The sequence below is a fragment of the Paenibacillus beijingensis genome, assembly GCF_000961095.1.
Classification (GTDB): Bacteria; Bacillota; Bacilli; order Paenibacillales; family Paenibacillaceae; genus Paenibacillus_O; species Paenibacillus_O beijingensis.
In genome coordinates this window covers 4,435,163-4,460,215 of record NZ_CP011058.1, presented here as the reverse complement: position 1 = coordinate 4,460,215, position 25,053 = coordinate 4,435,163, and the positions used below count along the sequence as shown (strand labels likewise).

Genomic DNA, 25,053 nt, shown 5'->3' with positions numbered 1-25,053 from the left:
TTTCCCCTTCCTAACGTCACTCAAAATTAATAAGGCGGTTGCATTTACAAAATCATATGCGGGTCGACGTCCACGCTGAACTGTACCTGCCCTTTGGGGGCGCCTTCCGTAAACGAAGCGAGCGCCTCGCGGATCAGGCCCGACGCATCGATATTTCCCCGATATTTTATCATACATTGAAAACGGTAGCGATCCTTCATCCGCGAGATCGGCGAAGCGACGGGACCGAGCAGCTCCATCGCGCGCTGGCCCGGACCCTGAACGGAGCCAAGCACACCGCTGAGGGCGGCGAGCTCGCGCAGCCTAGCCGCAAACCGCTCGCTGACGGAAGAAAGGAGCGGCAGCTGCTCGTGCGACATCGTGACGAGAATGAGCCGGCAAAACGGCGGGTAGCCCATCATCCGCCGATGCTTCAATTCATCCTGCACGAACGTCTCATAGTCGTGCTGCTGCGCCGTCTGAATCGCATAATGCTCCGGCGTATACGTCTGAACGACGACCTCGCCCGGCAGGTGGTGCCTGCCGGCGCGGCCGGCCACCTGCGTCAGCAGCTGGAACGTGCGCTCGCCCGCGCGGAAATCCGGCAGACCGAGCGACGTATCCGCCGCGATGACGCCGACCAGCGTCACATACGGGAAATCGAGCCCTTTGGCTACCATCTGCGTTCCGAGCAGCACGTCGGCTTTGCGCTCCCCGAACAGCTTCAGCCATTTCTCGTGCGAGCCCTTCTCCGTCGTCGTGTCCACGTCCATGCGGATGACACGGATGCCGGGAAAAAGCTTCGCCAGCTCTTCCTCCACCCGCTGCGTGCCCGCGCCGAAATAACGGATATGCTCGCTGCCGCAGGAGGGGCACAGGCGCGGGGCCATCTCCGCGTGACCGCAGTAGTGGCAGCGAAGCGCCCGCGTCCGCTGGTGGTACGTCAGCGTAATGTCGCAGTGCGGGCACGTTGCCGTATAGCCGCAGGAACGGCACATGACGAAGGTCGAATAGCCCCTTCGGTTGAGCAGCAGCACCGACTGCTCGCCGCGCTCAAGACGAGCCGCGAGCCCTTCGTGCAGCGCGCGGCTGAACATCGAGCGGTTGCCGCCTTTAAGCTCCTGCCGCATGTCCACGACAGCGACCGGCGGCATCGGCCGCGCGCCGACGCGCTCCGGCAGCGGCAGCAGCGAAGCCGGGCGGCCGTCCGGACCTGCCGAGCGGACGGCCGCCGCGTACGTCTCGAGCGAAGGCGTCGCCGAGCCGAGCACAACGACGGCGCCGTGCTGCTTCGCCCGCCGCACGGCCACGTCGCGCGCATGGTATTTCGGTGTTTCCTCCTGCTTATAGGACGATTCGTGCTCTTCGTCGATCACGATCAGGCCGATCCGTTCGAACGGCGCGAATACCGCCGAACGTGCGCCGATGGCCACTTCCACGCGGCGCTCGCGGATTTTGCGCCACTCGTCGTAGCGCTCCCCGTTCGAGAGGCGGCTGTGCAGCACGGCCACCATATCGCCGAACCGCCCTTTGAACCGCTCCACCATCTGCGGCGTAAGCGAAATTTCCGGCACCAGCACGATCGCCTGCTTGCCCTGCTCCAGACAATGCTGGATCGACTGCATATACACTTCGGTCTTGCCGCTTCCGGTGACGCCATGCAGCAAAAACGTCTGCGGCGATTCCGCGTCGACGGCGGCCGCAACGCGCTCGAATACTTCCTGCTGCCCCGGCGTAAGCGGCAGCGGCTCGGTGCGGACAAATTCCCGTCCGGCATACGGATCGCGCTCCTGCTTGATCTCCCTCACGTCCAGCATTCCTTTGTCCGCCAGCGCCCGCACGCTGCCTGCGGAGGCGCCCGTTTCCGCCAGCAGCGCCTGCAGCGGCAGCGGCTCTTCAAGATCAAGGGCAAAGGCGAGCACCTCGCGCTGCTTGCCCGCCCGCTTCGGCAGCGCGGCCAGCGCCTCTTCCGCCGCCGGACGGTCCGGCGGCGGATACACCGCCAACACTTTGCGCACCGACAGCCGGTCGCGGATCGCGGTCTGCTCCTCCAGGAGCCCTTGGCGCAGCGCGCTCTTCACTGCATCACCCGCGTGCGGGTAGCGCTCCTGGAGCGCCGCCAGCCGGATGGAACCGTGCCTGAGCAGCTCGCGCACCAGCTCTGACGGCAGCGCGGCGAAGGCGCCCCGCATGTCCGCGCTGACCCCGGCTTCGGATGCCCCGGACGCGCCGGCACCGGATGCGCTTCCCGCAGCCAATCCCGGCTCCGCCGCATCGGTCCCTTCCGGTTCCGCTGCGTCACTCGCCCGCGCGATCGTCCCGGCCGCCGTTTCGGCTCCGGCCACCGCTTTCGCTGCGGCAGCTTCATGCTCATGCCGGACGCCCGCGCCGTATGTATCGGCCGTTCCCCGATTTCGCGATTCGGCCCCGGCTCCCGCTTCCGCTGCGGCGGCTTCATGCCCGTACCGGACATCCGATCCGGATGCATCGTCCGTTCCGTGAGCGGCCGCAGCCAAACTGCCGGAAGTCGGCCGCATCTGCGGCGCGCTCTCCGGCGATAGGGCCTTCAGCGCCGCTGCGCCGAACCTCACGCTGCGCTCCGCTTTGCCTTTCAGCGCTCCGGGAATCATCGCCTGCAGCGCGGCGGTCCACGTGCACACATATTTGCGGCTGATCCATTCGGCCAGCTCGATCAAGTCCGCGCGCAGCGGGGGTGTCGGATCGAGCAGTTCCGCAATCGCCTTCAGCCGCTTCGGGTCCATCTCCGTTTGCTCCGAGACGGCGACAACAAAGCCTTGGACGACCCGGCCGCCGAACGGCACGCCGACCCGGCTGCCCGTCTCAATCCACGCGCGCATCTCCGCCGGCACCTTATAATCGAACGGACGGTCCGTTTGCCGGCTCGGCACGTCCACAATGACGGATGCGATCATGAACGGCCAGCTCCATAGCCGGCTTCCATCCGATCCGCAATAAGGGCGACAATCGCTTCTCCCATCTGCCGTTTCGTCATCAGCGGCAGCTCTTTGACCAGTCCCGCGCGGTCGAATATGCGTACCGCATTCGTATCGCCGTAAAAACCGGCGCCGGTCATGCCGATATCGTTGGCCACGAGCAGATCGCAGTTTTTGCGGCGCAGCTTGTCCAGCGCATACGTATCGAGATCGTCCGTTTCGGCCGCGAAGCCGACGAGAAACTGATGCTCCTTCCGCTCGCCGAGCCGCTGCAAAATATCCGTCGTCCGCTCCAGTTCCAGCGTGAGCCGCTCCCCGCTCTTTTTCATCTTCCGCTCATGCCTCGCGACCGGCCGGTAATCGGCCACGGCCGCCGATTTGATGACGATATCGCTCGCCCCGTACCGCTGCTCAACCGCCTTCAGCATCGACTCCGCCGACTCGGCATGCACCAGCTCGATGCCGGCCGGAGGCTTCGCCGTTACCCGTCCGGCAACGACGGTCACTTCGGCCCCCATATCCCGCGCCGCTTCGGCCAGCGCAAACCCCATTTTGCCCGACGAATCGTTGGTCAGAAACCGGACCGGGTCCAGCCGCTCGATCGTGCCTCCGGCCGTAATGAGCACCCGCTTGCCCGCCAGCCTCCGCTGCGAAGCGAACCAGTTCTCCGCCGCCTCCACAATTTCCTCCGGTTCGGCCAGCCTTCCTTTCGCCACATACCCGCAGGCCAGCTGCCCCGTGCCGGGATCGATAAACCGGACGCCGCGCTCGCCTAGCAAATCCATGTTGTGCTCCACGGCCGGATGCTCGTACATATGCACATTCATTGCCGGTGCGACAATAACCTGCGCCGTTGAAGCCAGCAGCGTCGTGCTGAGCATATCATCGGCGAGGCCGTGGGCCATCTTGGCAATGATGTTCGCCGTTGCCGGCGCGATAATGATAAGATCCGCCCGATCGGCGAGATCAATATGAGTGACGACCGACGGTTCCCGTTCGTCAAATGTATCGGTATGAACGGGATTGCGCGAGAGCGTCTGCAGCGTGAGCGGCGTAATAAAGCGGGCAGCCGACTCCGTCATGATGACATGAACCGATGCTCCCCGCTGCACCAGCTTGCTGCACAAAGATGCGGCCTTAAACGCGGCGATTCCCCCGGTTACGCCCAGCAGTATCGTTTTGCCCTGCAACACTTCACCTTCACCTCTTTCGCGCTTCTTATTCCGTGAGGCATCTGCACCCGGACCTTTAGCGTAGTTTAACTTTCTGCTGCGGTAAGAAAAGCTTTTATTCGAAGCCCTTGCCGCGGTTTCGTATGCACGCAAGGAAGTGCCACTCTAATCCTGCAGATGTGCAGGTTTTATCGACCAAAATCGCTGATCGAGTAAGAAAACCTGCGATTCTGCAGGCATTATAAGCTTTTCTTGCCCGAACATGAGATTGCTCCGACAAAAAATGTATGTTTGCAGGAATTTTTCAAGGTGGATAAATAGAAAAGAAAAAAGATGTACAAATGCATGTTTTTTGATAAATGACTTCGCGTAACGTGCAACATGATTGCCATTCGTTCCGGCGGCAGCAGAAAGCCGGGGCGTATGGGCTCGGTTTGCTGCGAGCTCCGGCAGTGTGTACGAGCTGCCACTCGTGGGCGGATGACCCCGCTCCCACCCAGAAAATTTGTAAATTCTATGAGTTGAGAAAAACTCCTATCGGAGCCATTCAATGATGTGCGACCTCGTGCAGCGGAAGTTTTTACCGCCAATCGGAGAGAAGCACGCTTCGCTTTAATGCTTTTGTGAACTTAAACTTTCTGCTGCGGTAAAAAAATAACAACCGCTGCGGGTTGTCACTGGAACTGCATTATAAATAAAAAAATAAAAGGAGCCCGCAAGGTCAGGCTCGCCCCATCAGAGAGGCTGCGGACCATGCGGCTCCGCATGCGGGCAAGAAGCCGGCGGTCTAGTCGATATTGCGCTGTTCCACCTGCACGAGGTCGTGGTAAATTTCTTCAAGCGCCACGCCGACATGCTTGTGCGACCGGTAGGAGCGCAGCTCGCTCTTCTCACCGTCGCGCAGCATGCGGGCACGGCGGGAAGCGGCAACGACGAGCGAATATTTGCTGTCGACTTTTTTCATCATTTCATCAATGGAAGGATATAACATCAGAAGTTCACCTCGCTCATACTTTCTCGGAAGCGGGCAGCATGTCGGCCAGTTCGGACATAAACCGGTCTTTGCGGCAGTGCTCCGCTATAATAATGCTCTCGATGCGTTTACATGCCGCGTCAATCTCGTCATTGACGACCGCATAGTCATAATACCGGATGAGGCTGATTTCTTCGGCAGCGACCGACATCCGGTGGTCGATCACATGCTGCTCCTCCGTACCGCGTCCCGTGATTCGCTGTTTCAGCTCATCCAAAGAAGGCGGCATCAAAAAGATGAAGACGCCTTGCGGGAACTTCTCTTTTACTTTCAGAGCGCCCTGCACTTCAATTTCAAGAATAATGTCTTTGCCGCTCGCAAGCGTGCGATCAACGAAATCGCGCGGCGTGCCGTAATAGTTATCGACATACTCGGCATGTTCAAGCAGAGCGTCCCGGGCGATCATTTCTTGAAACTGCTCCCGCGTCTTAAAGAAATAGTTGACGCCGTCAACCTCTCCCTGTCTCGGCGGACGGGTCGTTGCCGATACGGAATAGGTCAAATTCGGCATTTTGCTCCGGAGAACGGAACATACCGTCCCTTTGCCTACGCCCGAAGGACCGGACAATACAATCAGTAATCCTTTGTTCATAATTCTCCCCGTCATTTATTCGTCGTGATCGTCATCCTTGGCGGATAAACGATGCGCCACCGTCTCCGGCTGAACCGCAGACAAGATGACATGGTCGCTGTCGGTAATAATGACTGCGCGCGTGCGTCTTCCGTAGGTCGCGTCGATCAGCATATGGCGGTCGCGCGCTTCCTGGATAATCCGTTTGATCGGCGCCGACTCGGGACTAACGATCGAAATGATACGATTGGCGGATACGATATTTCCAAATCCGATATTAATAAGCTTGATTGCCATAGCAGGTTCTCCCTCCGGTCATGCTCGTGCAATTGCCTCAACGAACAAATATAGATCCGTATAGTACGATAAAGTTCTCAGCTGCTCCGATAAGTTGATAGGCAGAACCATTGCACTATTCTTGACGGAAAAATCCGGGAGCATACGTGTCGGCGCAGTCTCTCTTATACCATTCGTGTTCTTATTCTAATTGATTTTTGCCCGGGGAACAAGTCGGAAAGCGCAAGTCCGTGAAAAATCGGTATTTTGCCGCAGCAATAACGCCGGTCTCCAGGCGGGTTTTCTCCGGCTGATTCCGGATTAACCCGCCTAAAAGGCCGGCGCCTGCGCTTAAACGATTCGTTCCGTATGCTGCCACACGTATGCGGTCAGCTGGGCTGCCATATCATAAAACATAAACGGCGTCATAATATAGATGCCATTGAAGTGCGGCAGCGCCGCATCCAACAGCTCCTTGGCGATCCGCACCCCTTCGGAGCGGCCCTCCGCGCCTTCGAGTCCCGCCATCCGCCTGCGCACTTCGTCCGACAGCTGGATGCCCGGCACTTCATTGTGCAAATATTCGGCGTTGCGGCCGCTTGCCAGCGGCATGACGCCGATAAAAATCGGCACGTTCAGATGTGCGGTCGCCTCCGCCACCTGCACGATCAGCTCCGGATCGTAAACGGGCTGCGTCATAATATAATCCGCGCCGGAATCGATTTTGCGCTCCAGCCGTTTAACTGCCTTGTCCAAATGCTTCACATTGGGATTAAACGCGGCACCGACGACAAAATCGGCTTTCTGCTTAAGCGGCTTGCCGGAGAAGGCGATCCCTTCGTTGAGCTGCTTGATCATCCGAATCATCTCGAACGAGGTCAGATCGTACACCGAACTCGAGTCCGGCAGATCGCCGAAACGGGCCGGATCGCCGGTTACCGCAAGCACATGGTCGATGCCAAGCGCGTCCAGCCCCATCATATGCGACTGGGTGCCGATCAAGTTGCGGTCGCGGCAGGCGATATGCACGAGCGGACGCAATCCGATACGCTCTTGGACAAGCGCAGCCAGCGCCAGATTGCTCATTCGGGTCACGGCCAGCGAATTGTCGGCCATCGTAACCGCGTCGACGCCCGCTTCCTTAAGCGCCGCCGCGCCTTCCATAAACTTGCGGATGTCCAGATCACGCGGCGGATCAAGCTCCACGATGACCGTATGGCGCTGCCGGACGAGCGATATGATGGAAGGAGTCCGGGACGGCGAATCCCCTCCGGCTTCCGGATCCGTTGTCACGCCCGCGTTCGCGGATTCCGCCCCGCGCTCATCTGTCGCAGGCTGCTGCGGCACAATCAGCGCCTCAGCGGGAGCTGCGCCAGCGGCTGCGTCCTGTGCGGCCGATCTCGCCGCTGCGGTATCCGGTCCCCTCCGGGCGACTTCGTCCCGAATCCCGGCGGAAGCGGCAGGGCCGCCGCTTTGCGGCACATAATCGCGCAGCGCGGCCGCCATAGCCGCGACATGCTCCGGCGTCGTTCCGCAGCATCCGCCGATAATGCGGGCGCCTCTGTCGGCGAACTTGCGCGCCATATCCGCAAAATATTCCGGCGTCGCGGTGTACATATATTTGCCGTCCACATAATCGGGAATGCCGGCGTTCGGGAATATGGACAGCGGCAGCGGCAGCGGTCCTTCAATCGTGTCCACTGCCCGCAATATGCCGCTCGGACCGCTGCGGCAGTTCAAGCCGACCACATCGGCGCCTTCCTGCTCCAGCCGGGAAAACGCGTCCGCTAGCGAGTAGCCGTCCTGCGTGCGCCCCAGCTCGTCCACCGCGAACTGGCAGATGGCCGGCGCCTTGCCTAAGCTGCGGACAATGCGCAGCGCCAGCTGCATTTCCTCCAGGTCGTAGAACGTTTCCAGCAAAATGCCGTCCGCGCCTTCATCAAGCAGCGCGTAAATTTGGCGCTGAAGCGCCTGCTCCACGCTTGCGGTGCGCAAGTTTTTACGCTTGCCGGCCCGGATCGAGCCGACGGCGCCGACGACGTACGCGTCGTCGCCGACCGCGGCGCGGGCGATCCGCACGCCGGCGCGATTGATCGCATCCGCTTCCGATTCCAGCCCGTATTTGGACAGCTTCTCTTCATTGGCGGAAAAAGTATTCGTCTCGATAATCCGGGCGCCCGCTTCATAATACTGGCGGTGCACATTTTGAATGACGTCGGGACGAACCATGTTGATTTCTTCATATGAAACGCCGATCGGAAATCCCATCTGGTACAGATAGGTTCCCATCGCGCCGTCCCCCGTCAAAATGCTCGTTCTAAGCACTTCCCGCAAATCCGGTTTCATCTCATTCATCACCATCATTGGAGCCCGCCTTGCAGCGAGCCGCGGAATACTTCCGCAGCCGGCCCCGTCATATAAACGCGGTTATCCGATTCCGACCATTCGATCAGCAGATCCCCGCCCTTCAGCGATACGGTCGCGGTACGGTCCGTAAGTCCGTTCAGAACGGAAGCGACGACCGTCGCGCATGCGCCTGTGCCGCAGGCGAGCGTCGGTCCCGCGCCGCGCTCCCAAACGCGCATATCGGCATGGGAACGGTTCGTCACGGATACGAATTCCACATTCGTCTTGCGCGGGAACAGCGGATGGACTTCGAGCTTCGGTCCCCATGTATGCAGATCGAAGCCCGCCGCATCGTCCACAAAAATAACGCAGTGCGGATTGCCCATCGATACGGCGGTAAACCGGAATTCGCGGCCGTCCACCTCGATCGGATGCCCGATGACCGGATCGGCGTCTACCGTTGTCGGAACCTCAAGTCCCGCCAGCACCGGCCGGCCCATATCGACCCGTACCGCCGCCGCCTTGCCGTTTTCAACCGTCAGCTGCACCTGCTGTGCGCCTGCGCCCAGCGTCTCAATCGTAATCGTTTCTTTATCGGTTAAACCATTATCGTACACGTATTTGGCGACACAGCGAATCGCATTGCCGCACTGCTCCGCTTCGGACCCGTCGGAGTTGATGATCCGCATCATGAAGTCCGCGCTATCGGAAGGCAATATAAAGACAAGACCGTCCGCGCCGATCCCGAAGTTGCGGTCGCATAGACGCACCGCCAGCGCATCCGCGCCTTCCGGCAGCGCCGTTTCCCCGGCAATGACAACGAAATCGTTGCCAAGACCGTGCATTTTTGTAAAATCCAATCGCTGCACTCCCCTTACCAGAACCATCGGAATAATAGAATTTCAATGAAAGATGAGATTCGATGTATTCTAGCATAACGTAAAAGGGAGAGAAACGCTATTCATAATTTGCGGCAGCTGCCTGCATGCCGGGGGCTGCTTCCATTATCTTGCGACCGGTTTCGTGCCGCCGTAAGTCAGTTTCGATTTCGGCTTGCGGCGTTTCGACGATCCCATCACACTGCCGATCCCCATCAAAAAGGTCGGAATTCCGGCAGAAACGAATACTAAGCACCATTCGCGCAAACCGAGCGGAACCGTCTTGAAGATCGGCTGCAGCAGCGGCACATACATAACCATCAGCATGAGCAGCAGCGACGACAAGACGGCAAGCACGAGGTAGCGGTTCTGGAAAAAGTTGCGGTGAAAAATGGAGCGCGAGCTGCGGCAGTCGAACACGTGTATGAGCTGTGCCATGACCAGTGTTGCGAAGGCGACCGTCTGCGCCAGCACAAGGCTCTGCTGCCCCTGCGGCGCCGTCTTCAGCGTAATCCAGAAGGCGCCGAGCGTGCAGACGCCGATCAAAATGCCGCGGCTAATAATTTTCCAGCCCAGCCGCCGGGCAAAAATATTTTCTTTGGCCGAGCGCGGCTTGACCTGCATCAGATCCTTCTCCGCCTGATCCACGCCGAGCGCCATCGCCGGCAGCCCGTCGGTGACGAGGTTGACCCATAAAATCTGGATCGGCACGAGCGGCAGCGGCAGCCCCGCCATCATCGCCAAAAACATCGTCAATATTTCGCCGACGTTGGAAGCAAGCAGGTAACGGATAAATTTGCGGATGTTTTCGTAAATGGCGCGTCCTTCCTCGATCGCGGACACGATGCTAGCGAAATTGTCGTCGCCCAGCACAAGCGAAGACGCCTCTTTCGACACGTCCGTGCCGGTAATACCCATCGCAATCCCGATATCCGCCGCTTTGATCGCGGGCGCGTCGTTTACGCCGTCGCCGGTCATCGCCACGACGTGGCCCCGCCGCTGCAGCGCCTTCACGATGCGCAGCTTATGTTCCGGCGACACGCGGGCGTAAACATAAATGCTTTCGACCGTCTTGTCGAGCTCGTCGTCGCTCATCGCACTGAGGTCGCGCCCGCTGACCGACAGACCGCCGCGCGGAATAATACCGAGCTGCCCGGCGATCGCTTCGGCCGTCAGCTGATGGTCGCCGGTGATCATCACGGTCTTGATGCCGGCGCGGCGGCAGACGGCGATCGCATCCTTCACTTCGCGGCGCGGCGGATCGATCATGCCCGTTAGTCCGACAAAAACAAGCTGGGCCTCCACATCGGTAGCGGAGTCGTACCGGTCCTGCGGGCGCAGATCCCGGTAGGCCAGGCCGAGCACGCGCAGCGCCGACTGAGCCATCGATTCCGCCGCCTGCTTGGCCTTTTGCCTCAGCGTGCCGGTAAACGGCACCACTTTGCCGTCCCACAGCACATAGCTGCACAGCTCCATCAGCACATCCGGCGCTCCTTTGGTGCAGATGAGCTTGCCGCCCTGATGGGATACGAGCACGGACATCCGTTTACGATCGGAATCGAACGGAAACTCTTTTTCGCGCTTGTACAGCCCTTCGAGCGAAGACGCCGGCACCCCCAGCTTGGCGGACAACACCGTCAGCGCGCCTTCGGTCGGGTCGCCCTTTAGTGTCCATTCGCCGGAACCGGACGCTTCTTTGTTGCTTTTGCGCTTCTTCCCTTCCTCTCCTGCTTCTTCCCGCACAAGAGAAGCGTTGTTGCACAGCGCGGCCACCTGCAGCGCGCGCCGCAGGGAAGCGTCGTGCTTCACCTCGACGCTCTGCCCGTTCTCGTTCACACTGCCGACCGGATCGTACCCTTCACCCGTTACGTCCAGTGTTCGTCCTCCGATCCACATGCTGGTGACGGTCATTTTATTTTGCGTCAGCGTTCCGGTTTTGTCGGAGCATATAACCGAAGCGCAGCCGAGCGTTTCCACCGATGGCAGCTTGCGCACAATCGCTTTCCTTTTAATCATCCGCTGGACGCCGAGCGCGAGGGCAACCGTCACGATCGCCGGGAGCCCTTCCGGAATGGCCGCTACCGCCAGGCTTACGCCGGCGAGGAACATCCCGTAAGCGGGCTGGCCGTGCAAGATGCCGGCTCCCACGACAAGCACCGTCAGGCAGAGCGCCACGACGATCAAAATTTTACCGAGCTGTTCCAGACGATGCTGCAGCGGTGTTTCCATCTCTTCGGTCTGCTGGATCAGATCGGCGATTTTGCCCATTTCCGTCTTCATCCCGGTCCGGATGACGATCCCCCGGCCGGTTCCGCCGGTCATCATCGTCCCCATGAAGCCGATATTGCGCTGATCCCCGAGCGGCAGCTCCGGCTCGTTAATGACGGCCGCATGTTTGCCGACCGGTACGGATTCTCCCGTCAGCGCCGATTCCTCGGCATAACAGCTGTTGGCCTCCAGAAACCGGATATCCGCAGGGATGCGGTCTCCCGATTCGAGCAGCACCAGATCGCCGGGAACCAACTCGACGGCCGGGACCGTTACGGACTTGCCCCCGCGCAACACCTTCGCCGAAGGCGCCGACAGCTCCTTGAGCGCGCGCAATGATTTTTCCGCCCGGAATTCCTGCACAAAGCCAAGTACAGAGTTAATGCAAATAATGGCGATGATCGTGATCGCGTCCAAATATTCCCCGAGCAGCCCGGAAATAAGGGTGGCACCGACGAGCACGACGACCATAAAGTCTTTGAATTGGTTCAAAAAAAGCTTGACCGCCGATATTTTGGCCCCTTCCGACAGCTCGTTGCGGCCGTACTTAACCAGTCTGGCTTTCGCTTCCTCCGGCGCCAGACCGCTCTGCGAAGAGCATTCAAGCTGCTCGATCAGCGTTTCCTTCGTCAGCTGATGCCAGTTCGTATTCTCCATTCGCTCCTTCTCCCTCCTGTTTCATGCGAAACGCTTTGCTTGCTCGCCCTTTTGGCTCTAGGACAAATGTATTCGGACAAACTGCAAATTATCCCAGCGGCGGGCTTAAGTTTTTGTCTCAACTGTGTCATGATAGGGGGGAATCGTTGTTCGTTGGAGCATCTGCGGATGAAAAAAGGCCGCTGCGCGGCCGGCTCGCGCTTACGATCGCTGTTGCAGCCGGATTCTTTCGTATATAATTTATAAGGTTAGAATCCGGCTGCAAAGGCGAACGCTTACGCTTCTCCAGTCGCAAGCCGGCCGCTCCGCTCTAGTTTCATCTCATTTAAATATCCACTGAACAACGGCGGGGAGCGGATAATAAATTCTTGGCAGCTTTTTAGAATTCCATGCGGCCGGCTGCCGCTTTTAATCAACCAACCACAAACGAAGGAGAATCGAACTTTAATGGCACTCGACGGCATCGTAACGCGCGCCATCGTCAGCGAGTTTCAGGCTTGCGTTGGCGCACGCATTCATAAAATTCATCAACCGACCGAACATGACCTTGTGCTTCAGATGAGAGGAGCGGGCGGCGGCAGGCTGCTCATTTCCGCCAACCCGACCTATCCGCGTCTGCACTGGACGGAGATGACGTTCCTTAATCCGCTGGAGCCGCCGATGTTCTGCATGCTGCTGCGCAAGCATTGCGAAGGCGGCGTCATCGAAGCGGTCCGCCAGATCGGCAGGGAGCGGATCGTACATATCGATGTGCGGCAGCGCGACGAGCTTGGCGATCTGTCCTTGAAAACGATCGTTGTGGAGCTGATGGGGCGCCACAGCAACATTATTTTGCTCGATTCCGGCTCAGGTACGATCTATGACGGCATCCATCACGTCACGCCGGCGATAAGCAGCTACCGGATCGTCATGCCCGGCAGCCGGTATACGGCGCCGCCGGAGCAGGATAAGACCGACCCGCTCGAGGTGACCGGATTCACGCGTTTTGCGGAATTGCTGGCGGGCGGCGGCGATTCCACCCTTGCGCCGGAGAAGCGGCTTGTCGCCGCCTTCAGCGGCATGAGTCCGCTGCTCGCAAAGGAACTGCTCTATCGCGCAAAGGAAGCGGCCGGAGCAGCCGAAGAAACGCACCGCACACAGCTCCTTGCGCGCAATGAAGCGCAGAATGAAGGCGGTCGGTCACAAGCGGGAACGGTCCCGGAAGATGACAAATCGCCGAATCCGTCGTCTGATTCATCGACCACCCCCGGTTCGCCGGACGCTATGGCGCTGTGGCGCGTTTTTGACGGACTGATGGAGGAGGTGCGGCAGGAGCGGTGCGTGCCTGAAATTGTACAGACGGACAGCGGAAAATCGTTTTTTTCCATTACGGAACTGACCCACCTTCAAGGCGAGAGGTCGCGGTTCGACGGCATCAGCCGTTGTCTCGAAGCCTTCTATGGCGACAAGGCGGAACGCGATACGGTCAAGCAGCGGGCCACCGATTTAATCCGTTTTCTGAACAACGAAAAGAACAAAAACGAGAAAAAGCTGGAGAAGCTGCAAGAGACGCTCGAAGAGGCTAAAGACGCGGAAAAATACCGGGTGCTCGGCGAGCTGCTGACCGCTTACCTGCACAGTATCAAGAAGGGCCAAACGTCGGTGGAAGTGATCAATTACTACGACGAGGAGCAGGCGCCGGTCACGATTGCACTCGATCCGCTGCTGACGCCGTCTGAGAACGCCCAGCGATATTTCCGCAAATATACGAAACACAAAAACAGTCAAGCCGTCGTCGCCGAGCAGATGGAACGGACGCGCAATGAGATCGTCTACTTGGAGACGCTGCTGCAGCAGGTGGACAGCGCATCGTTATCGGATATTGGCGAAATCCGCGACGAGCTTGTAAGCGAAGGATATTTGCGCGACCGCACCAAGCGGGGCGCGAAGCGCAAAAAGCCCGCACGCCCGACGCTGCTCTGCTATACGTCCTCGGAAGGCGTCGCCATATGGGTAGGCAAAAACAATACCCAGAACGAATATTTGACGAACCGCCTCGCCGGGCCTTCGGATACGTGGCTGCATACAAAAGACATTCCCGGCTCCCATGTCGTCATTCGCGATTCGGGTTTCGGCAACGTCACGCTCGAGGAAGCCGCGATGCTGGCCGCTCATTACAGCCAGGCTTCCGGTTCGTCGCTCGTGCCGGTCGACTATACGCAGGTTCGTTACGTTCGCAAGCCGAGCGGAGCCAAACCGGGGTTTGTCATTTACGATCATCAAAAAACGCTGTTCATCACACCGGATGAACAGCGCCTGAAGCAGCTTCCCGTTCAGGTCAAAAACTGACAACTTATCAATGCTAGAAAAAAAGAAGCTTCCGGGCCACTTCAACAGTGGATTCGGAAGCTTCTTTGGTTGAATGGGACTGGCTTTCGGTGGCCTGCATCACTGGCAGCGAAGCCGGGCGGACCGCAGGCAGCTGATGCCAGACCTCGCGAAGAAATTCGACTGTGCCATGCGCCGGCCCTTTTTCAAGCCATTCGCGCCTTCTGTGATTTTTCTCCTCGGAAAGATTGACCTGCATCCATTCCCCGAACTTTTGCCCGAACCGCAGCATTTTACAATCCTGCTCCTTTACTTGGCTTGGTTCTGTCGGTGGGGATCCAAAATAAACTTGCCATTAAAGCTTATTCCCCGATTGGGCAAGCCGCTCCTGGGCCAGCCGGATCATTTCCCGCACCATCGTGCCGCCGATTTGGCCCCCCACCGAGCCCGCTTCCTCGGTCGTAAGATGGCCGTTGTCACCTTGGCGCAGCGGCACCCCGATCGTACGGGCCACCTCGTATTTGACGTCATCCGGACGGTTTGCATCGACTGCGTATCCCGCTTGCCTCATCACTTCCGCCTTAAACGTTTGCAACCCCTGCTCCGCTCCCGGCACAGCAAGACGCCGTCTTCTTCTGGACATGAATAAGTCACCATCCTTTGCTAACTATACGTATGATGGTGTTATCGTGCCCGGAGAAAGGTCCGATTATCCGCACTTCCGCAAAAGCCTCGAGAGTATGTAGGCCGCTCACGAGTAGCTTACCATGCGCGCGTTAAGGCGCCGGATGATTGTGCGGCCGAGCAGCATCTGATCGGTCAACATTTATCCGTGTCACCATCTGTTGGGTCAGCATCTGTACGGTCAGCGCTTGGCCGCGCTTCGCAGCTGCGTTACGACTGCAGCGTCGACCGTTACGCCGCCCAGCGGACCGTGAAACGGCTTGCCTTCACGGAAGCCGTGAAAGTCCGATCCACCCGTTCGGATCAGCCCGTAACGGTCGGCCAGCCGCCCGTAGCGGGCAATATCCGCTTCCGTATGGTCGGAATGATACACTTCAATGCCCATCGCTCCGGCTGCAATGAGCTGCTCCACCAAATCGTCCTTTCCGTACAGGCCGGGGTGCGCGATGACGCTGACGCCGCCTGCCTCCCGTATCCATTCCAGCGCTTGCAGCGGATGGACCCGCGGCGGATTGACATACGCCGCCGCCCCGGACGCGAGGTATCGGTCGAACGCCTCCTGCATGGTCGACACGACGCCTTTGGCGATCAGCACCTCCGCAATGTGCGGCCGTCCCACCGTTTTTTCCCCGGATGCAGCGGGCGGCTCCGACGAACCCGATGGGTGACTTGACAGTCCCCCGCCATTCTGCGGTCGGCCTCCTCCCACTTTTCGAACACCCGCCCGCGCTTCGACTTCCTCCATCGTAATGGCGATGCCAAGCGAATTAAGCCGCTCCACAATGAGCCGGTTGCGGGAGCCGCGGACGCTGCGCAGTCCATGCAGCCGCTCCAGCCAAAGGCTGTCCCCGGGGTGGGTATAATAAGCTAAAATATGGATGTCGGTTCCATCTGCAACCGTACTGAGTTCGGCCCCGGGGACAACGGCGACGTTCAGTCGCTCTCCTTCGGCGATCGCTTCCGCCACGCCGAAGGTGGTGTCATGATCGGTTATGGCTACAGCGGCCAGACCGGCCTCACGGGCGAGCCTGACATTTACCGCGGGCGCTTCGGTGCCGTCAGAGGCGGTCGTATGGGTATGCAAATCCGCGCGCTTTATAGCCATTGCTTCAAATCCCTCTCTCTTAAAAAGGTTAAAAACGTGACGGCTGAAATCGGGAGCAGCGCGGATTTTAAATAAATCGAGAAAAACTCGCGGCTGAATGTTACGTCTGAAAGCGGCACCACATTAATAAGCTCCAATGCCACTTCATGCTTTATCGACGACAACGACACAATCGACATGCCGAGACCGGCTTCAACGGCGGATTTCACCGCTCCGGTGCTGCCGAGCTCCATGACGATGTTCAGCTTGTCCGGATCCAGATTTTTGCGGCGCAGCTGATCTTCCATCACCTGTCTCGTTCCCGATCCTTGCTCCCGCAGCACTAACGGGTACGACATCGCTTCCTCAAGCAGAACGCTTTCACGGCTGGCAAGCGGGTGGCCGCGGTGCGCAATCAGCACCAGCTCATCGTTCATGACCGGCTCAATGTGCAGATCCGGATGCGAGACCGGAGCTTCAATCAATCCGAAATTCAGATGATGGCTAAAAATTTCATCCATGATTTGCGTCGTGTTCATCACTTTCATGCTGATTGAAATATGCGGATATTCCTGCCCAAAAGATCCGAGCAGCCGCGGAAGTATATATTCTCCAATCGTCAGGCTCGCTCCCAGCTGAAGACGCCCTTTCAATTGGCTCGTAAATTTCGACATCGCCGCATCCGTTTCACGAATCAGGTCAATGCTCTGTTTGGCGTACGGCAGCAGCGTCCTCCCGGCCTCGGTCAGTTCAATCCGTTTGGTGGAACGCTGGAACAGCTTTGTACCGAAATAGTCTTCCAGCGACTGCACCTGCATCGTGACGGCAGGCTGTGTCATATGCAAAGCGACTGCTGCCGCTGAAAAGCTGCCTTTATCCGCGACCGTATAGAAAATATGCAGTTGGTGAAAATTAAGTGCCATCGGCAGCCCCTCGCTTTCTGTAGTCCCACTCCCATTATATCTGAACGTTCATGTCAAGCAACTCAAGCCACATCAAAAAAGCATGCGCCCGGAAGAGAAGCGCATGCTGACACCATTACATTCGGTTGTTCAATTCAGGCTGTCCGCTTCGCTTAAGAAATAGCTGTAACGCCTTACTTCCGCTTTCGGCTGTTTTTGATCAGAGTCATTCGCCGGGAATGGCGCAGCCATGAATAATAGGACTTCAAATCTCTTAATTCGATCGTCTCGGACATCCGGCCGAGAAACGTCACGACGATCATCTTATGAAGGGGGTTGCCTGCAAGATCGGTTTCTTTGTCGCCTTCGGTAAATTCAGCGACAAACACAAGGTCGTCATCAATCAGATAGACGTCCTGCTCGTTGCGGTAATACGGCGTAACCCGGCCTTGCTTCAAGCACTGCCAAATAAATTCGGCAATATCTTCAAAGCCGGTCCTGTCATGTTCGATCCGGTCGGCCCACCGAATCTTCGCATGGTTCGTAATAATGACATCCGCAACTCTCTTATCCCCCAAAGGGACGTGGAATGTCTCGTAAGTGTTCCATCTTTCCGTCGTTTTGTCCTTCATCCCGATCCCACCCCTCCTAAGGAAGCGGCTTTTGTCCCGTAGAGCTTTGCTATCATTCTACCATGATTTCAACTAAAAATGATATAAGCCTAAGCCGAAAATTATTGCGGTTCACCCGCCGCTTTATTAGGCAGGAGCAACGCCGAACAAGAATATGTTCCGCTGCGCGCGATGTATTACTGCCGCTCTCTTTACAAGCTGTAAAACCGGGTTTTGTCCGGAACATTACTCGAGTATTCCGTCTTGATTTCGTTGCGGTACGAACGTTCAATTTTCTTGACATAAGGAAGGCGCTGAACATTTCGCAGCGTATCTTCGGCGCGCTCGGAATTCAAGTAAATGACGACGTAGTGCATCTTGCGCGAAATGTAATGGACATTGCCGTACTTTTCCAAATTTCGGGCCGCTTTCCAATCGTTGACCCATACAATATAGCCTGTGCGTTCCGAGAACATCCGTATCACCACCCTGAATTATCGTTAACCGCAGCCGCCGCTTCCGCAGCTGCACGAACCGCCGCTTCCGCAGCCGCCGCCGGGCAGCGGATCGTTGCCCGGCACTTTAATCGTTTCCGATACGGAGCCCGCGATCAAGAGCGCAACATCATGCAGCAGCGTATCGACCGCGCTCTCCGCCTCTTTAAAGCGCTGAACGCATTCGTATCCGTCCATCTCCCGTACTATCGACTTCACCGCATCCTTTGCAGCGTGGTAATCGGGATGAAAGCGGCCGAAACGCTCGCATTCGGCAAATGTTTCTTTCGCTTTGCGGAATTTGGCCTTCAATGCGGCAACCTCCGCATCGCAATCGACTTGCTGCTTCCAATATAAATACTCGGCAACTTCGGCCGATTGATTGATCGTATCTCCAAGCTCATAAGCGCACAGCAGAAGCTGGGCCATATCAAGAGTCTCGGCACCGCTGCCCTCGGCAGGCCGCCATGCGGAATGATGATCCGCCAACTCTTGTTCGGTAATCGACATGCTTTCACCTTCCTTTGGGCTAGATTCTCTCTATCATAGCACACTGAATGCGGCGAAAGGTAGAGCGGCGGTCAGCTTTCCTGCCTTAAGGGCAGCAGCAGCTTCATTTCCTCCCACATTTCGGGGAGCAGTGTCACCGGTTCTTTTACCCCTTTTTCCCGGATAAACCCTTTCACGGTCCACTCTTCATCCCGCTGCAGCACTTGCTGCGGAACAAATTCCGTAATGCGGCCCGCCAGCTTTAGCTGTACCGGAGCCTGAATGGACAGGGCTCGTTCCAAAAGCTCCCGGCGGGTGGAATGATGATAGCTGCGGAACTGCTGCAGCCATATAACCGGCAGCTGCTCCACCTGCCGCGCCAGCACTTCCAGCGGCGGACGCGGTGCCGTCCATGCGAAGCCGCGCAGCGACAGCGGGTCCGGAACAAGACCTGTTTCATCCGCGATGCAGATTTCTTCGGATAAATCCGTGAACGGCTGCATGTCATCAAGAAGGCTTCCAGTGGTGTTGGCAAACGGATATAACGTTCCGGACCTGACAGCGCGCTGCTGTGCTCCGCTCCATTCTGCCAGCAATGCACGAACGACCGGCGGCAGAGAGCTGCCAGAAGCCCATTCCAAAAAGCGTTCGGCGTCCGAAGCCGTCCAACCGCCGGCTAACCCTCGGATAACCGATTTACGGGTCATCCTGTAAACGGCAATGACATCCTCCGAAACCCTGTCGGCAAACAGCTCAAGCCGCCACAGCACCCCGAAATCGATGGACGGCGGGGCCAGCAGCTCTCCGTCGTCCAGCACAATGAGCGCCTCATCCGGCTCATCATCCGCACATCCAGCCGGATCGTCCCCCGTGTCAATATCAATGTCCGCTGCTGCCCGGCTCAACCGGGCAGCCCGGCCGCCCGGTTCATGCCCGCATAACGCTTCGGTCCAGCGGAAACACGACTCGCCGTTATCCGCGATGCCCCGCTGCATCCACCCGAAAGCGCACAAGGCATCAATCCACGTCCCGAGCCGCTTCCGATCCGCTTCCGTCTCCGCACAATCGTTCCGGAAAAGAGACTGCAGCCAGCGCAACATCGCCTCAGCCGAGTACCAGCGCCGCGGCTTCAGTCCTTCCAGAGCAGACGCGGCGTGAGCGGTCAGCCGGTCGGCATAAGCATACCGCTCCGCAATGCTGCGGTGAAGCCATTGTTCCCGCTGCCCCCTTTGCTGGCTGAGCCACCGGCGCAGCGCGTCAAAGCGCCAGGTCCAGCTTTTGCCGCCGCCCGCCGAAATCAGCCCGAGGCGCAGCGCCGTGTCCAGTACAAAAGCCGAAGCGGGCGTATAGGGCGCTTGCGGCGCAAACGCACCCCCCAGTTTGGCGAATGCCACGGAATCCGCATCGAGCGCACGTTCCAATTTTTGCAGTGTCTTGGCGGCCGGCGTCCCCTTCACCGTTAAGCCGAGTCCGCAGCGCGCAAGCTCCGCATATGCCGCAAGCAGCTGCCGGCCAAGCGTCCGGCAAAACTTTGCCGGTCCGTCCAGGCGCACCGGGCGGAAATCTTCAAACGGGACAATGGGGCACGGAAAAAGCTCCCGCTGCCAGATCGCGAATGCGTCGCGCGGAACAAACAGATGCCGCTCTCCCCATGCTTTGCGCACCGCAAACACAATTCCCGCCGTCTGAAGGCGGTAAAACCCGTCGCGCGCTTCCGCTCCGGAAAGCGGCGTTAAGCGGATCGTTTCCGCTACAAGCTTCTCCTCTTCGACCGGAGCCGCTCCGAACCTGAGCATCATCGCGGCCAGAGCCTCCCTCGCATGCCGGGGCAGCATACTGATTCCGGCACGGACCGATTCCGGGTCCAATATAAGCGCCGGCCACTGAAGTACCGGGGATGTCGTCCAGACCGGCGAGCCCGGAAAAAGAGCCTGTTCGGATTCCGGAACAACTGCCGCAAGCTCGTTCGTTCTCAATTTGCCGCCTCCCGCAGCTTCAACAGGCTGCTCCTTTCGCAATTTTCCGACTCACCGTCGGCTGACGTACTCCCGGCGTCGGTAATTCCGTATTGATACCCCTGTTCCACCATAAACAGCTGCCGCTTCAAAGCAAATTCCGTTTCTTTCGTGCCGGAGGTGACGAGCGAGTAAAAAAAGGCGCGGTTATCTCCCGGCTTCGGACGCAGAATACGGCCGATCCGCTGCGCTTCCTCCTGCCTGGAGCCAAAGCTGCCGGACACTTGAATGGCCACGGCGGCATCCGGCAAATCGACCGCGAAATTAGCAACTTTCGAAACGACAAGCACGGGAATATCCCCCCGTTTGAACGAATGGTAGAGCTCAATCCGCTCGTTTTGCGGCGTTTCGCCGGTCAATACCGGCGCATCCAGCTCGCGGCCGACCGCACGCAGCTGATCGAGATATTGACCGATCACGATGGCAGGTTTTCCCGGATGCCGGCTGAGCAGCTCGCGCACCACTTTGATCTTGGCCCGGTTTTCGCCCGCTATCCGGTGCTTTGTACGGTCGCTTGCCGCATCATACTGCCGCACAGCCTCGCCGCTGAGCGGAATGCGGATTTCTTCGCACTGGACCGCAGCTATCCAACCGTCCAATTCTAGCTTTTTCCAGCTCATTTCGAATAATTTCGGTCCGATCAGTGAAAAAACGTCTTCCGCGAGACCGTCCTCCCGAACGAGCGTCGCCGTCAACCCGAGTCGGCGCGTCGCCTGCAAATCTGCCGTCATGCGGAAGACCGGAGCCGGCAGCAAATGGACTTCATCGTAAATAATGAGGCCCCAATCCCGTTCGCCGAACAGCTTGAAATGATCGTATTCGCTTCCTTCCCGCTTCCGGTTGGTCAGCATCTGATACGTTGCGATCGTTACCGGCCTTACCTGCTTTACCGTCCCGGCATATTCGCCGATCTGCTCCTCGGTCAGCGTCGTCTTATGAAGCAGTTCCTGTTTCCACTGCTTGACGGACGTAACGCCCGCAGTGATGATCAGCGCCGCCCGCCCCAAGCTTGCCAGCGCGGCGGCGCCGACGACCGTTTTGCCAGCGCCGCATGGAAGAACGACGACACCGCTGCCTCCCTGCACGCTTCCTTCCCGGTAAAAAAGCTCCACCGCACGCCGCTGGTAATCCCGCAGCCGGAATTCGCCGCCGCCGGGAAACCGGGAGCGCAAGCTGACGTTAAGCGCCTCTCCTTCGCGGTAGCCGGCCAAGTCCAATACCGGGCATCCGATTTTGGTCAGCCCGCGCTTTAATTCGCCGCGCAGTTCAGCGGGAACGCTCCAGCCGTTCCCATCCCGCTCGATGCCCGAAGCGGACAGCAGACCGCTGCTCTCGACTTCGTTCAGCAGGCTAATGCTGCCGCTCAGCCGCAGCTTGCCGTCCGCCTTCGGTTCCAGCCGCAGCTCGCCGTAGCGGCCGGCCAAACGGTGCACCCATTCCCGCACCTGCTCCGGCACGCCATAGCGGGCGTACGTCTCAAGCGTCTGAATCATTTGCTCCGGCGTCATGCCTTCCGCTGCAGCGTTCCAAAGCGACAGCGGCGTGATCCGGTACGTGTGAATCGCTCCCGGCCGCTTCATAAGCTCGGCGAAGCGGCTCAACTGATCACGGGCCGCTTCCGCGAGCGGCCTGTTTTCGTCAAGCAATACCGTATAGTCGGAACGAATAATGAGCGGATTAACGCTGGGCATATCCTCTTCCCTCCCGGCAGGATGGTTCTTCCTGTCAGTATGACGTAAAAAGGCGCTTTTTATGCCGCCGCGGAATAATGAGGGGACCGGCAGGCGACCTCATTCTTCGCAACGCAAAAAGATCCGGCGGCAAAAACGCTTAGCGCTTTCGCCGCCGGACCTGCTCCGGGCCAGTCATTGCTTAAGACCGTAATGTTCGCAGGGTACAAGCTTCGTTTAAATTCGGTCCGGAAAAAGCCTTTATTTCCCGCTTCCAACCGTACTTCGCTTATCATGCTCGGAAATGACGCTCAGCGCCTCTCCGGCCTCGTCTTCAAACTTGGACCTCACCGCCAGGTCGCCGATCGCCACGACGCCGAGCAGCTCCCCGTTCTCGACGACAGGCAGTCGGCGGATTTGATTGGACGCCATCATCTTCGCGGCTTCATCCACCGACGCTTCCGGTGAAATGGAGCGCGTATCCGACGACATGACGTCCGAGACGGCGGATGAACCGGAATGTTTATCCGCATAGCCGCGGATGACAAGGTCGCGGTCCGTCACGACGCCGATCAGCTTTTTGCCTTCTACGATCGGGATAAACCCGATGTCATGCTGCTTCATTTTGACCGCAAGCTCGTAAATGTTGTCCTGCTTCGTTGCCGTCACGCAATCGGTGGTCATGACTTGCCTAATTTTTATCGACATGATAATGAAATCCCTCCCTGCCTTAGTCGGCGCCAATACCCGAAGAAACGCTGCGGCGATCCTTCTACATGGCTCCCAGTTTAGGTTGGCCGGGGAGGGTCCGTCTCATGCAAGGGAGAATTCTCTTGCATAATCTTCGGCCATGCCGACCATGAGCTGCGCCGATTTCAGCATCGACCGCTCATCGATGTCAAAGCGCGGATGATGATGGGGATATACGGCCCCGCTCTGCTCGCTGCCGGCACCGACGAACATGAAGCATCCCTTGACATGATGCAGATAATAGGCGAAATCTTCTCCCGCCGTAATCGGTTTGCTGAGCTGCACCGCCACTTCGCCGAATAATTCCTTCCCGATGCGGAAAAAACGTTCCGTTTCCGTCTCGTCGTTCACGACCGCCGGATAACCGTCGCGGTAATCCAGTACCGCCGACGCCCCGTAGCCGGCGCATACGAGATTAACCATATCCGCAAGCCGCGTGCGGATCTTCCCGCGCACATTCTCGTCAAAGGTCCGGACCGTGCCTTTCAAGAGGCACTTTTCGGCAATGACATTGCTGGTGGTGCCCGCTTGAAACGACCCGATTGATAAAACGGCCGTATCGAGTGGACTGACGTTGCGGCTTACGATCGTCTGCAGCGATTGCACGAGCGCAGCGCCCGTAGCGATCGCGTCGATCGTCGCTTCCGGCATGCCGCCATGACCGCCCTTGCCGGTAATCTCGACCGCAAATTCGTCCACGGCGGCCATAAAAGGACCCGGCCGGGTATGGATCTCTCCGTATGGAATCGGCGTCCAGAGGTGGACGCCGTAAATCGCGTCGACCGATTCGAGCGCCCCGTCTTTAATCATCGGCAGCGCGCCGCCCGGCGTCAGCTCCTCCGCCGGCTGGAACAGCAGGCGCCGGGTTCCTTTAAACGCCCCTTGCAGCGATGCGTAGTAGGAAGCGATGCCGAGCAGCGTCGCGGTATGCCCGTCATGTCCGCACGCGTGCATCTTTCCGGAAACGGTCGACCGGTACTCGCATTCTTTCCCGTCCTGTATCGGCAGCGCATCGATATCGGCGCGCAGCGCGATAACCGGCCCGCTGCCAACGCCTTTAAATTCCGCAACAACGCCGTAGCCGCCGACGCCTTCCTTCAGCTCGCAGCCGAGCGGGCGCAGCCGGTCCGCAATCCAAGCCGACGTTTCTTTCTCCTGGAACGAAAGCTCGGGATGGCGGTGCAAATACCGCCTGTTCTGCACCATTTCCGGATAAAGTTCGGTCAGCCTCTGCATGAATGGTTTCGTCTCGTTCATCGCTTGAGCCAGCCTCCCTGTATTCGCATTCACATGCTTATATTTCTGATAGTTTAACAGATGGGCACCGTGCAGCGGTAGCTTTTTTTCCTCTTCCTGTCCTTGCCTGACGAAAGTTAACATAGTAAAGTCCGCACCGGGCGAACCGCCTGCTTCCTTGCTGCAATCCGCTTGCGCGGCGACGGTAAACATACTATCATTGAAGGGTATCCGCGTCTTTGTCATAGAGGTGTGTTAACCGCTTAGTGATTGTTTTTGCAAGCAGCAAAAACTTTTAGGGGGTTATGGGATGATTATTGAAAATACGGGTTTAAACGGCATAAAGAGCGATCTGGCCACGCTCGATGAATCGGCGGAGCGTCTTGGCTTCGTTCGTTGGCAATGGGAATATTACCGCGCCACATACGATTTAAAGCTTGAGGATCGCGCAAATAAATCCGATTATTTCCTCCGTTTTAACACACGCGCCGTCGAGGGCAAGCTCGAGTCTCCCTACGCCGTGCTTGCCATTGAATCGGTCTATATCGGCAAAGCGACGTTTCCGCACGGACTGGATTATGAATCCGCTATTCCGCAGACGATTATGAATACGGTGGCCAAACGGCTGCAGGAATTGCGGGATTTCCTTATTTGAGCAAAAAAAGGATGTTGATTGC

21 protein-coding genes are annotated in these 25,053 nt (G+C 58.3%); 2 read left to right on the top strand and 19 right to left on the bottom strand.

The genetic code is table 11. From position 1 onward, the window contains the following. Positions 1-44: 44 nt before the first annotated feature. The 8 genes from priA to VN24_RS20090 form a co-directional block, all read right to left on the bottom strand. A complete protein-coding gene (gene priA, locus VN24_RS20125; protein ID WP_045671882.1) occupies positions 45-2,912 on the bottom strand; it encodes a primosomal protein N' in 2,868 nt (955 codons plus the stop codon). Next, complete coding sequence (gene coaBC / locus VN24_RS20120; protein WP_045671881.1) at positions 2,909-4,126, bottom strand: bifunctional phosphopantothenoylcysteine decarboxylase/phosphopantothenate--cysteine ligase CoaBC; 1,218 nt, start codon at positions 4,124-4,126, stop codon at positions 2,909-2,911. The genes priA and coaBC overlap by 4 nt, the downstream gene beginning before the upstream one ends. A gap of 766 nt (positions 4,127-4,892) precedes the next feature. Then, complete coding sequence (gene rpoZ / locus VN24_RS20115; protein ID WP_045671880.1) at positions 4,893-5,096, bottom strand: DNA-directed RNA polymerase subunit omega; 204 nt, start codon at positions 5,094-5,096, stop codon at positions 4,893-4,895. Positions 5,097-5,112: 16 nt separating this feature from the next. Further along, positions 5,113-5,730, bottom strand: a complete 618-nt coding sequence (gmk, locus tag VN24_RS20110; RefSeq protein WP_045673499.1) for a guanylate kinase — start codon at positions 5,728-5,730, stop codon at positions 5,113-5,115. A gap of 15 nt (positions 5,731-5,745) precedes the next feature. Continuing rightward, positions 5,746-6,006 carry an extracellular matrix/biofilm regulator RemA gene (gene remA / locus VN24_RS20105; protein WP_006036475.1) on the bottom strand — a complete coding sequence of 87 codons (261 nt, stop codon included), beginning with the start codon at positions 6,004-6,006 and terminating at the stop codon, positions 5,746-5,748. Between the two features lie 330 nt (positions 6,007-6,336). Further along, on the bottom strand, positions 6,337-8,331 hold the full coding sequence (locus tag VN24_RS20100) for a bifunctional homocysteine S-methyltransferase/methylenetetrahydrofolate reductase (RefSeq protein ID WP_045673498.1): 1,995 nt from the start codon (positions 8,329-8,331) through the stop codon (positions 6,337-6,339). Positions 8,332-8,345: 14 nt separating this feature from the next. Continuing rightward, positions 8,346-9,191, bottom strand: a complete 846-nt coding sequence (gene dapF, locus VN24_RS20095) for a diaminopimelate epimerase (protein WP_045671879.1) — start codon at positions 9,189-9,191, stop codon at positions 8,346-8,348. Between the two features lie 144 nt (positions 9,192-9,335). Continuing rightward, positions 9,336-12,134: a calcium-translocating P-type ATPase, SERCA-type gene (locus VN24_RS20090; RefSeq protein ID WP_045671878.1), complete on the bottom strand. Its 2,799-nt coding sequence runs from the start codon at positions 12,132-12,134 to the stop codon at positions 9,336-9,338. A 447-nt stretch (positions 12,135-12,581) separates the two neighbouring features. Between VN24_RS20090 and VN24_RS20085 the strand changes: the two genes are divergently transcribed. Beyond that, on the top strand, positions 12,582-14,462 hold the full coding sequence (locus VN24_RS20085; protein ID WP_045671877.1) for an Rqc2 family fibronectin-binding protein: 1,881 nt from the start codon (positions 12,582-12,584) through the stop codon (positions 14,460-14,462). A gap of 13 nt (positions 14,463-14,475) precedes the next feature. On the opposite strand, the gene VN24_RS28600 is transcribed toward VN24_RS20085, so the two are convergent. From VN24_RS28600 to VN24_RS20025, 11 genes are all read right to left on the bottom strand, one after another. Further along, positions 14,476-14,733: a hypothetical protein gene (locus tag VN24_RS28600; protein ID WP_045671876.1), complete on the bottom strand. Its 258-nt coding sequence runs from the start codon at positions 14,731-14,733 to the stop codon at positions 14,476-14,478. A gap of 63 nt (positions 14,734-14,796) precedes the next feature. After that, the gene (locus VN24_RS20075; RefSeq protein WP_045671875.1) at positions 14,797-15,084 is read right to left on the bottom strand and encodes an alpha/beta-type small acid-soluble spore protein; all 288 of its coding nucleotides are present in this window, start codon (positions 15,082-15,084) and stop codon (positions 14,797-14,799) included. Between the two features lie 222 nt (positions 15,085-15,306). Next, positions 15,307-16,230, bottom strand: coding sequence for a PHP domain-containing protein (locus tag VN24_RS20070; RefSeq protein ID WP_045671874.1), 924 nt, complete (start codon positions 16,228-16,230; stop codon positions 15,307-15,309). Beyond that, positions 16,221-17,132, bottom strand: a complete 912-nt coding sequence (locus VN24_RS20065) for a selenium metabolism-associated LysR family transcriptional regulator (RefSeq protein ID WP_045671873.1) — start codon at positions 17,130-17,132, stop codon at positions 16,221-16,223. Before VN24_RS20065 ends, VN24_RS20070 begins: the two co-directional genes overlap by 10 nt. A 173-nt stretch (positions 17,133-17,305) precedes the next feature. Continuing rightward, positions 17,306-17,743 (bottom strand): hypothetical protein, encoded by a 438-nt coding sequence (locus VN24_RS20060; protein ID WP_045671872.1) that lies wholly within the window; start codon positions 17,741-17,743, stop codon positions 17,306-17,308. A gap of 191 nt (positions 17,744-17,934) precedes the next feature. Further along, a complete protein-coding gene (locus VN24_RS20055; RefSeq protein WP_045671871.1) occupies positions 17,935-18,198 on the bottom strand; it encodes a YlbG family protein in 264 nt (87 codons plus the stop codon). A 24-nt stretch (positions 18,199-18,222) separates the two neighbouring features. Beyond that, a complete protein-coding gene (locus VN24_RS20050) occupies positions 18,223-18,726 on the bottom strand; it encodes a YlbF/YmcA family competence regulator (RefSeq protein WP_082083947.1) in 504 nt (167 codons plus the stop codon). A 71-nt stretch (positions 18,727-18,797) separates the two neighbouring features. Continuing rightward, the gene (locus VN24_RS20045) at positions 18,798-20,681 is read right to left on the bottom strand and encodes a helicase-associated domain-containing protein (RefSeq protein WP_045671870.1); all 1,884 of its coding nucleotides are present in this window, start codon (positions 20,679-20,681) and stop codon (positions 18,798-18,800) included. After that, a complete protein-coding gene (locus VN24_RS20040) occupies positions 20,678-22,411 on the bottom strand; it encodes a DNA repair helicase XPB (RefSeq protein WP_045671869.1) in 1,734 nt (577 codons plus the stop codon). The genes VN24_RS20045 and VN24_RS20040 overlap by 4 nt, the downstream gene beginning before the upstream one ends. Positions 22,412-22,651: 240 nt before the next feature. Beyond that, entirely contained in the window at positions 22,652-23,098 is a 447-nt protein-coding gene (locus VN24_RS20030) for a CBS domain-containing protein (protein WP_045671867.1), read from the bottom strand. Between the two features lie 105 nt (positions 23,099-23,203). Beyond that, positions 23,204-24,397, bottom strand: a complete 1,194-nt coding sequence (locus VN24_RS20025) for a M20 family metallopeptidase (RefSeq protein WP_045673496.1) — start codon at positions 24,395-24,397, stop codon at positions 23,204-23,206. Positions 24,398-24,686: 289 nt separating this feature from the next. Here VN24_RS20025 and VN24_RS20020 point away from each other — a divergent pair, with 289 nt between their 5' ends. Further along, on the top strand, positions 24,687-25,031 hold the full coding sequence (locus tag VN24_RS20020) for a YugN family protein (RefSeq protein ID WP_045671866.1): 345 nt from the start codon (positions 24,687-24,689) through the stop codon (positions 25,029-25,031). Positions 25,032-25,053 lie beyond the last annotated feature (22 nt).

Bases quoted from the DNA above. Each gene is read 5' to 3' on its own strand.
- VN24_RS20055 (WP_045671871.1), bottom strand. From the start codon at position 18,198: ATGTTCTCGGAACGCACAGGCTATATTGTATGGGTCAACGATTGGAAA.
- VN24_RS20070 (WP_045671874.1), bottom strand. From the start codon at position 16,230: ATGGCTATAAAGCGCGCGGATTTGCATACCCATACGACCGCCTCTGAC.
- VN24_RS20020 (WP_045671866.1), top strand. From the start codon at position 24,687: ATGATTATTGAAAATACGGGTTTAAACGGCATAAAGAGCGATCTGGCC.
- rpoZ (WP_045671880.1), bottom strand. From the start codon at position 5,096: ATGTTATATCCTTCCATTGATGAAATGATGAAAAAAGTCGACAGCAAA.
- VN24_RS20075 (WP_045671875.1), bottom strand. From the start codon at position 15,084: ATGTCCAGAAGAAGACGGCGTCTTGCTGTGCCGGGAGCGGAGCAGGGG.
- VN24_RS28600 (WP_045671876.1), bottom strand. From the start codon at position 14,733: ATGCTGCGGTTCGGGCAAAAGTTCGGGGAATGGATGCAGGTCAATCTT.
- VN24_RS20065 (WP_045671873.1), bottom strand. From the start codon at position 17,132: ATGGCACTTAATTTTCACCAACTGCATATTTTCTATACGGTCGCGGAT.
- VN24_RS20100 (WP_045673498.1), bottom strand. From the start codon at position 8,331: ATGAAACCGGATTTGCGGGAAGTGCTTAGAACGAGCATTTTGACGGGG.
- VN24_RS20040 (WP_045671869.1), bottom strand. From the start codon at position 22,411: ATGCCCAGCGTTAATCCGCTCATTATTCGTTCCGACTATACGGTATTG.
- VN24_RS20085 (WP_045671877.1), top strand. From the start codon at position 12,582: ATGGCACTCGACGGCATCGTAACGCGCGCCATCGTCAGCGAGTTTCAG.
- VN24_RS20050 (WP_082083947.1), bottom strand. From the start codon at position 18,726: ATGTCGATTACCGAACAAGAGTTGGCGGATCATCATTCCGCATGGCGG.
- priA (WP_045671882.1), bottom strand. From the start codon at position 2,912: ATGATCGCATCCGTCATTGTGGACGTGCCGAGCCGGCAAACGGACCGT.
- VN24_RS20060 (WP_045671872.1), bottom strand. From the start codon at position 17,743: ATGAAGGACAAAACGACGGAAAGATGGAACACTTACGAGACATTCCAC.
- VN24_RS20025 (WP_045673496.1), bottom strand. From the start codon at position 24,397: ATGAACGAGACGAAACCATTCATGCAGAGGCTGACCGAACTTTATCCG.
- gmk (WP_045673499.1), bottom strand. From the start codon at position 5,730: ATGAACAAAGGATTACTGATTGTATTGTCCGGTCCTTCGGGCGTAGGC.
- remA (WP_006036475.1), bottom strand. From the start codon at position 6,006: ATGGCAATCAAGCTTATTAATATCGGATTTGGAAATATCGTATCCGCC.
- VN24_RS20030 (WP_045671867.1), bottom strand. From the start codon at position 23,098: ATGTCGATAAAAATTAGGCAAGTCATGACCACCGATTGCGTGACGGCA.
- VN24_RS20090 (WP_045671878.1), bottom strand. From the start codon at position 12,134: ATGGAGAATACGAACTGGCATCAGCTGACGAAGGAAACGCTGATCGAG.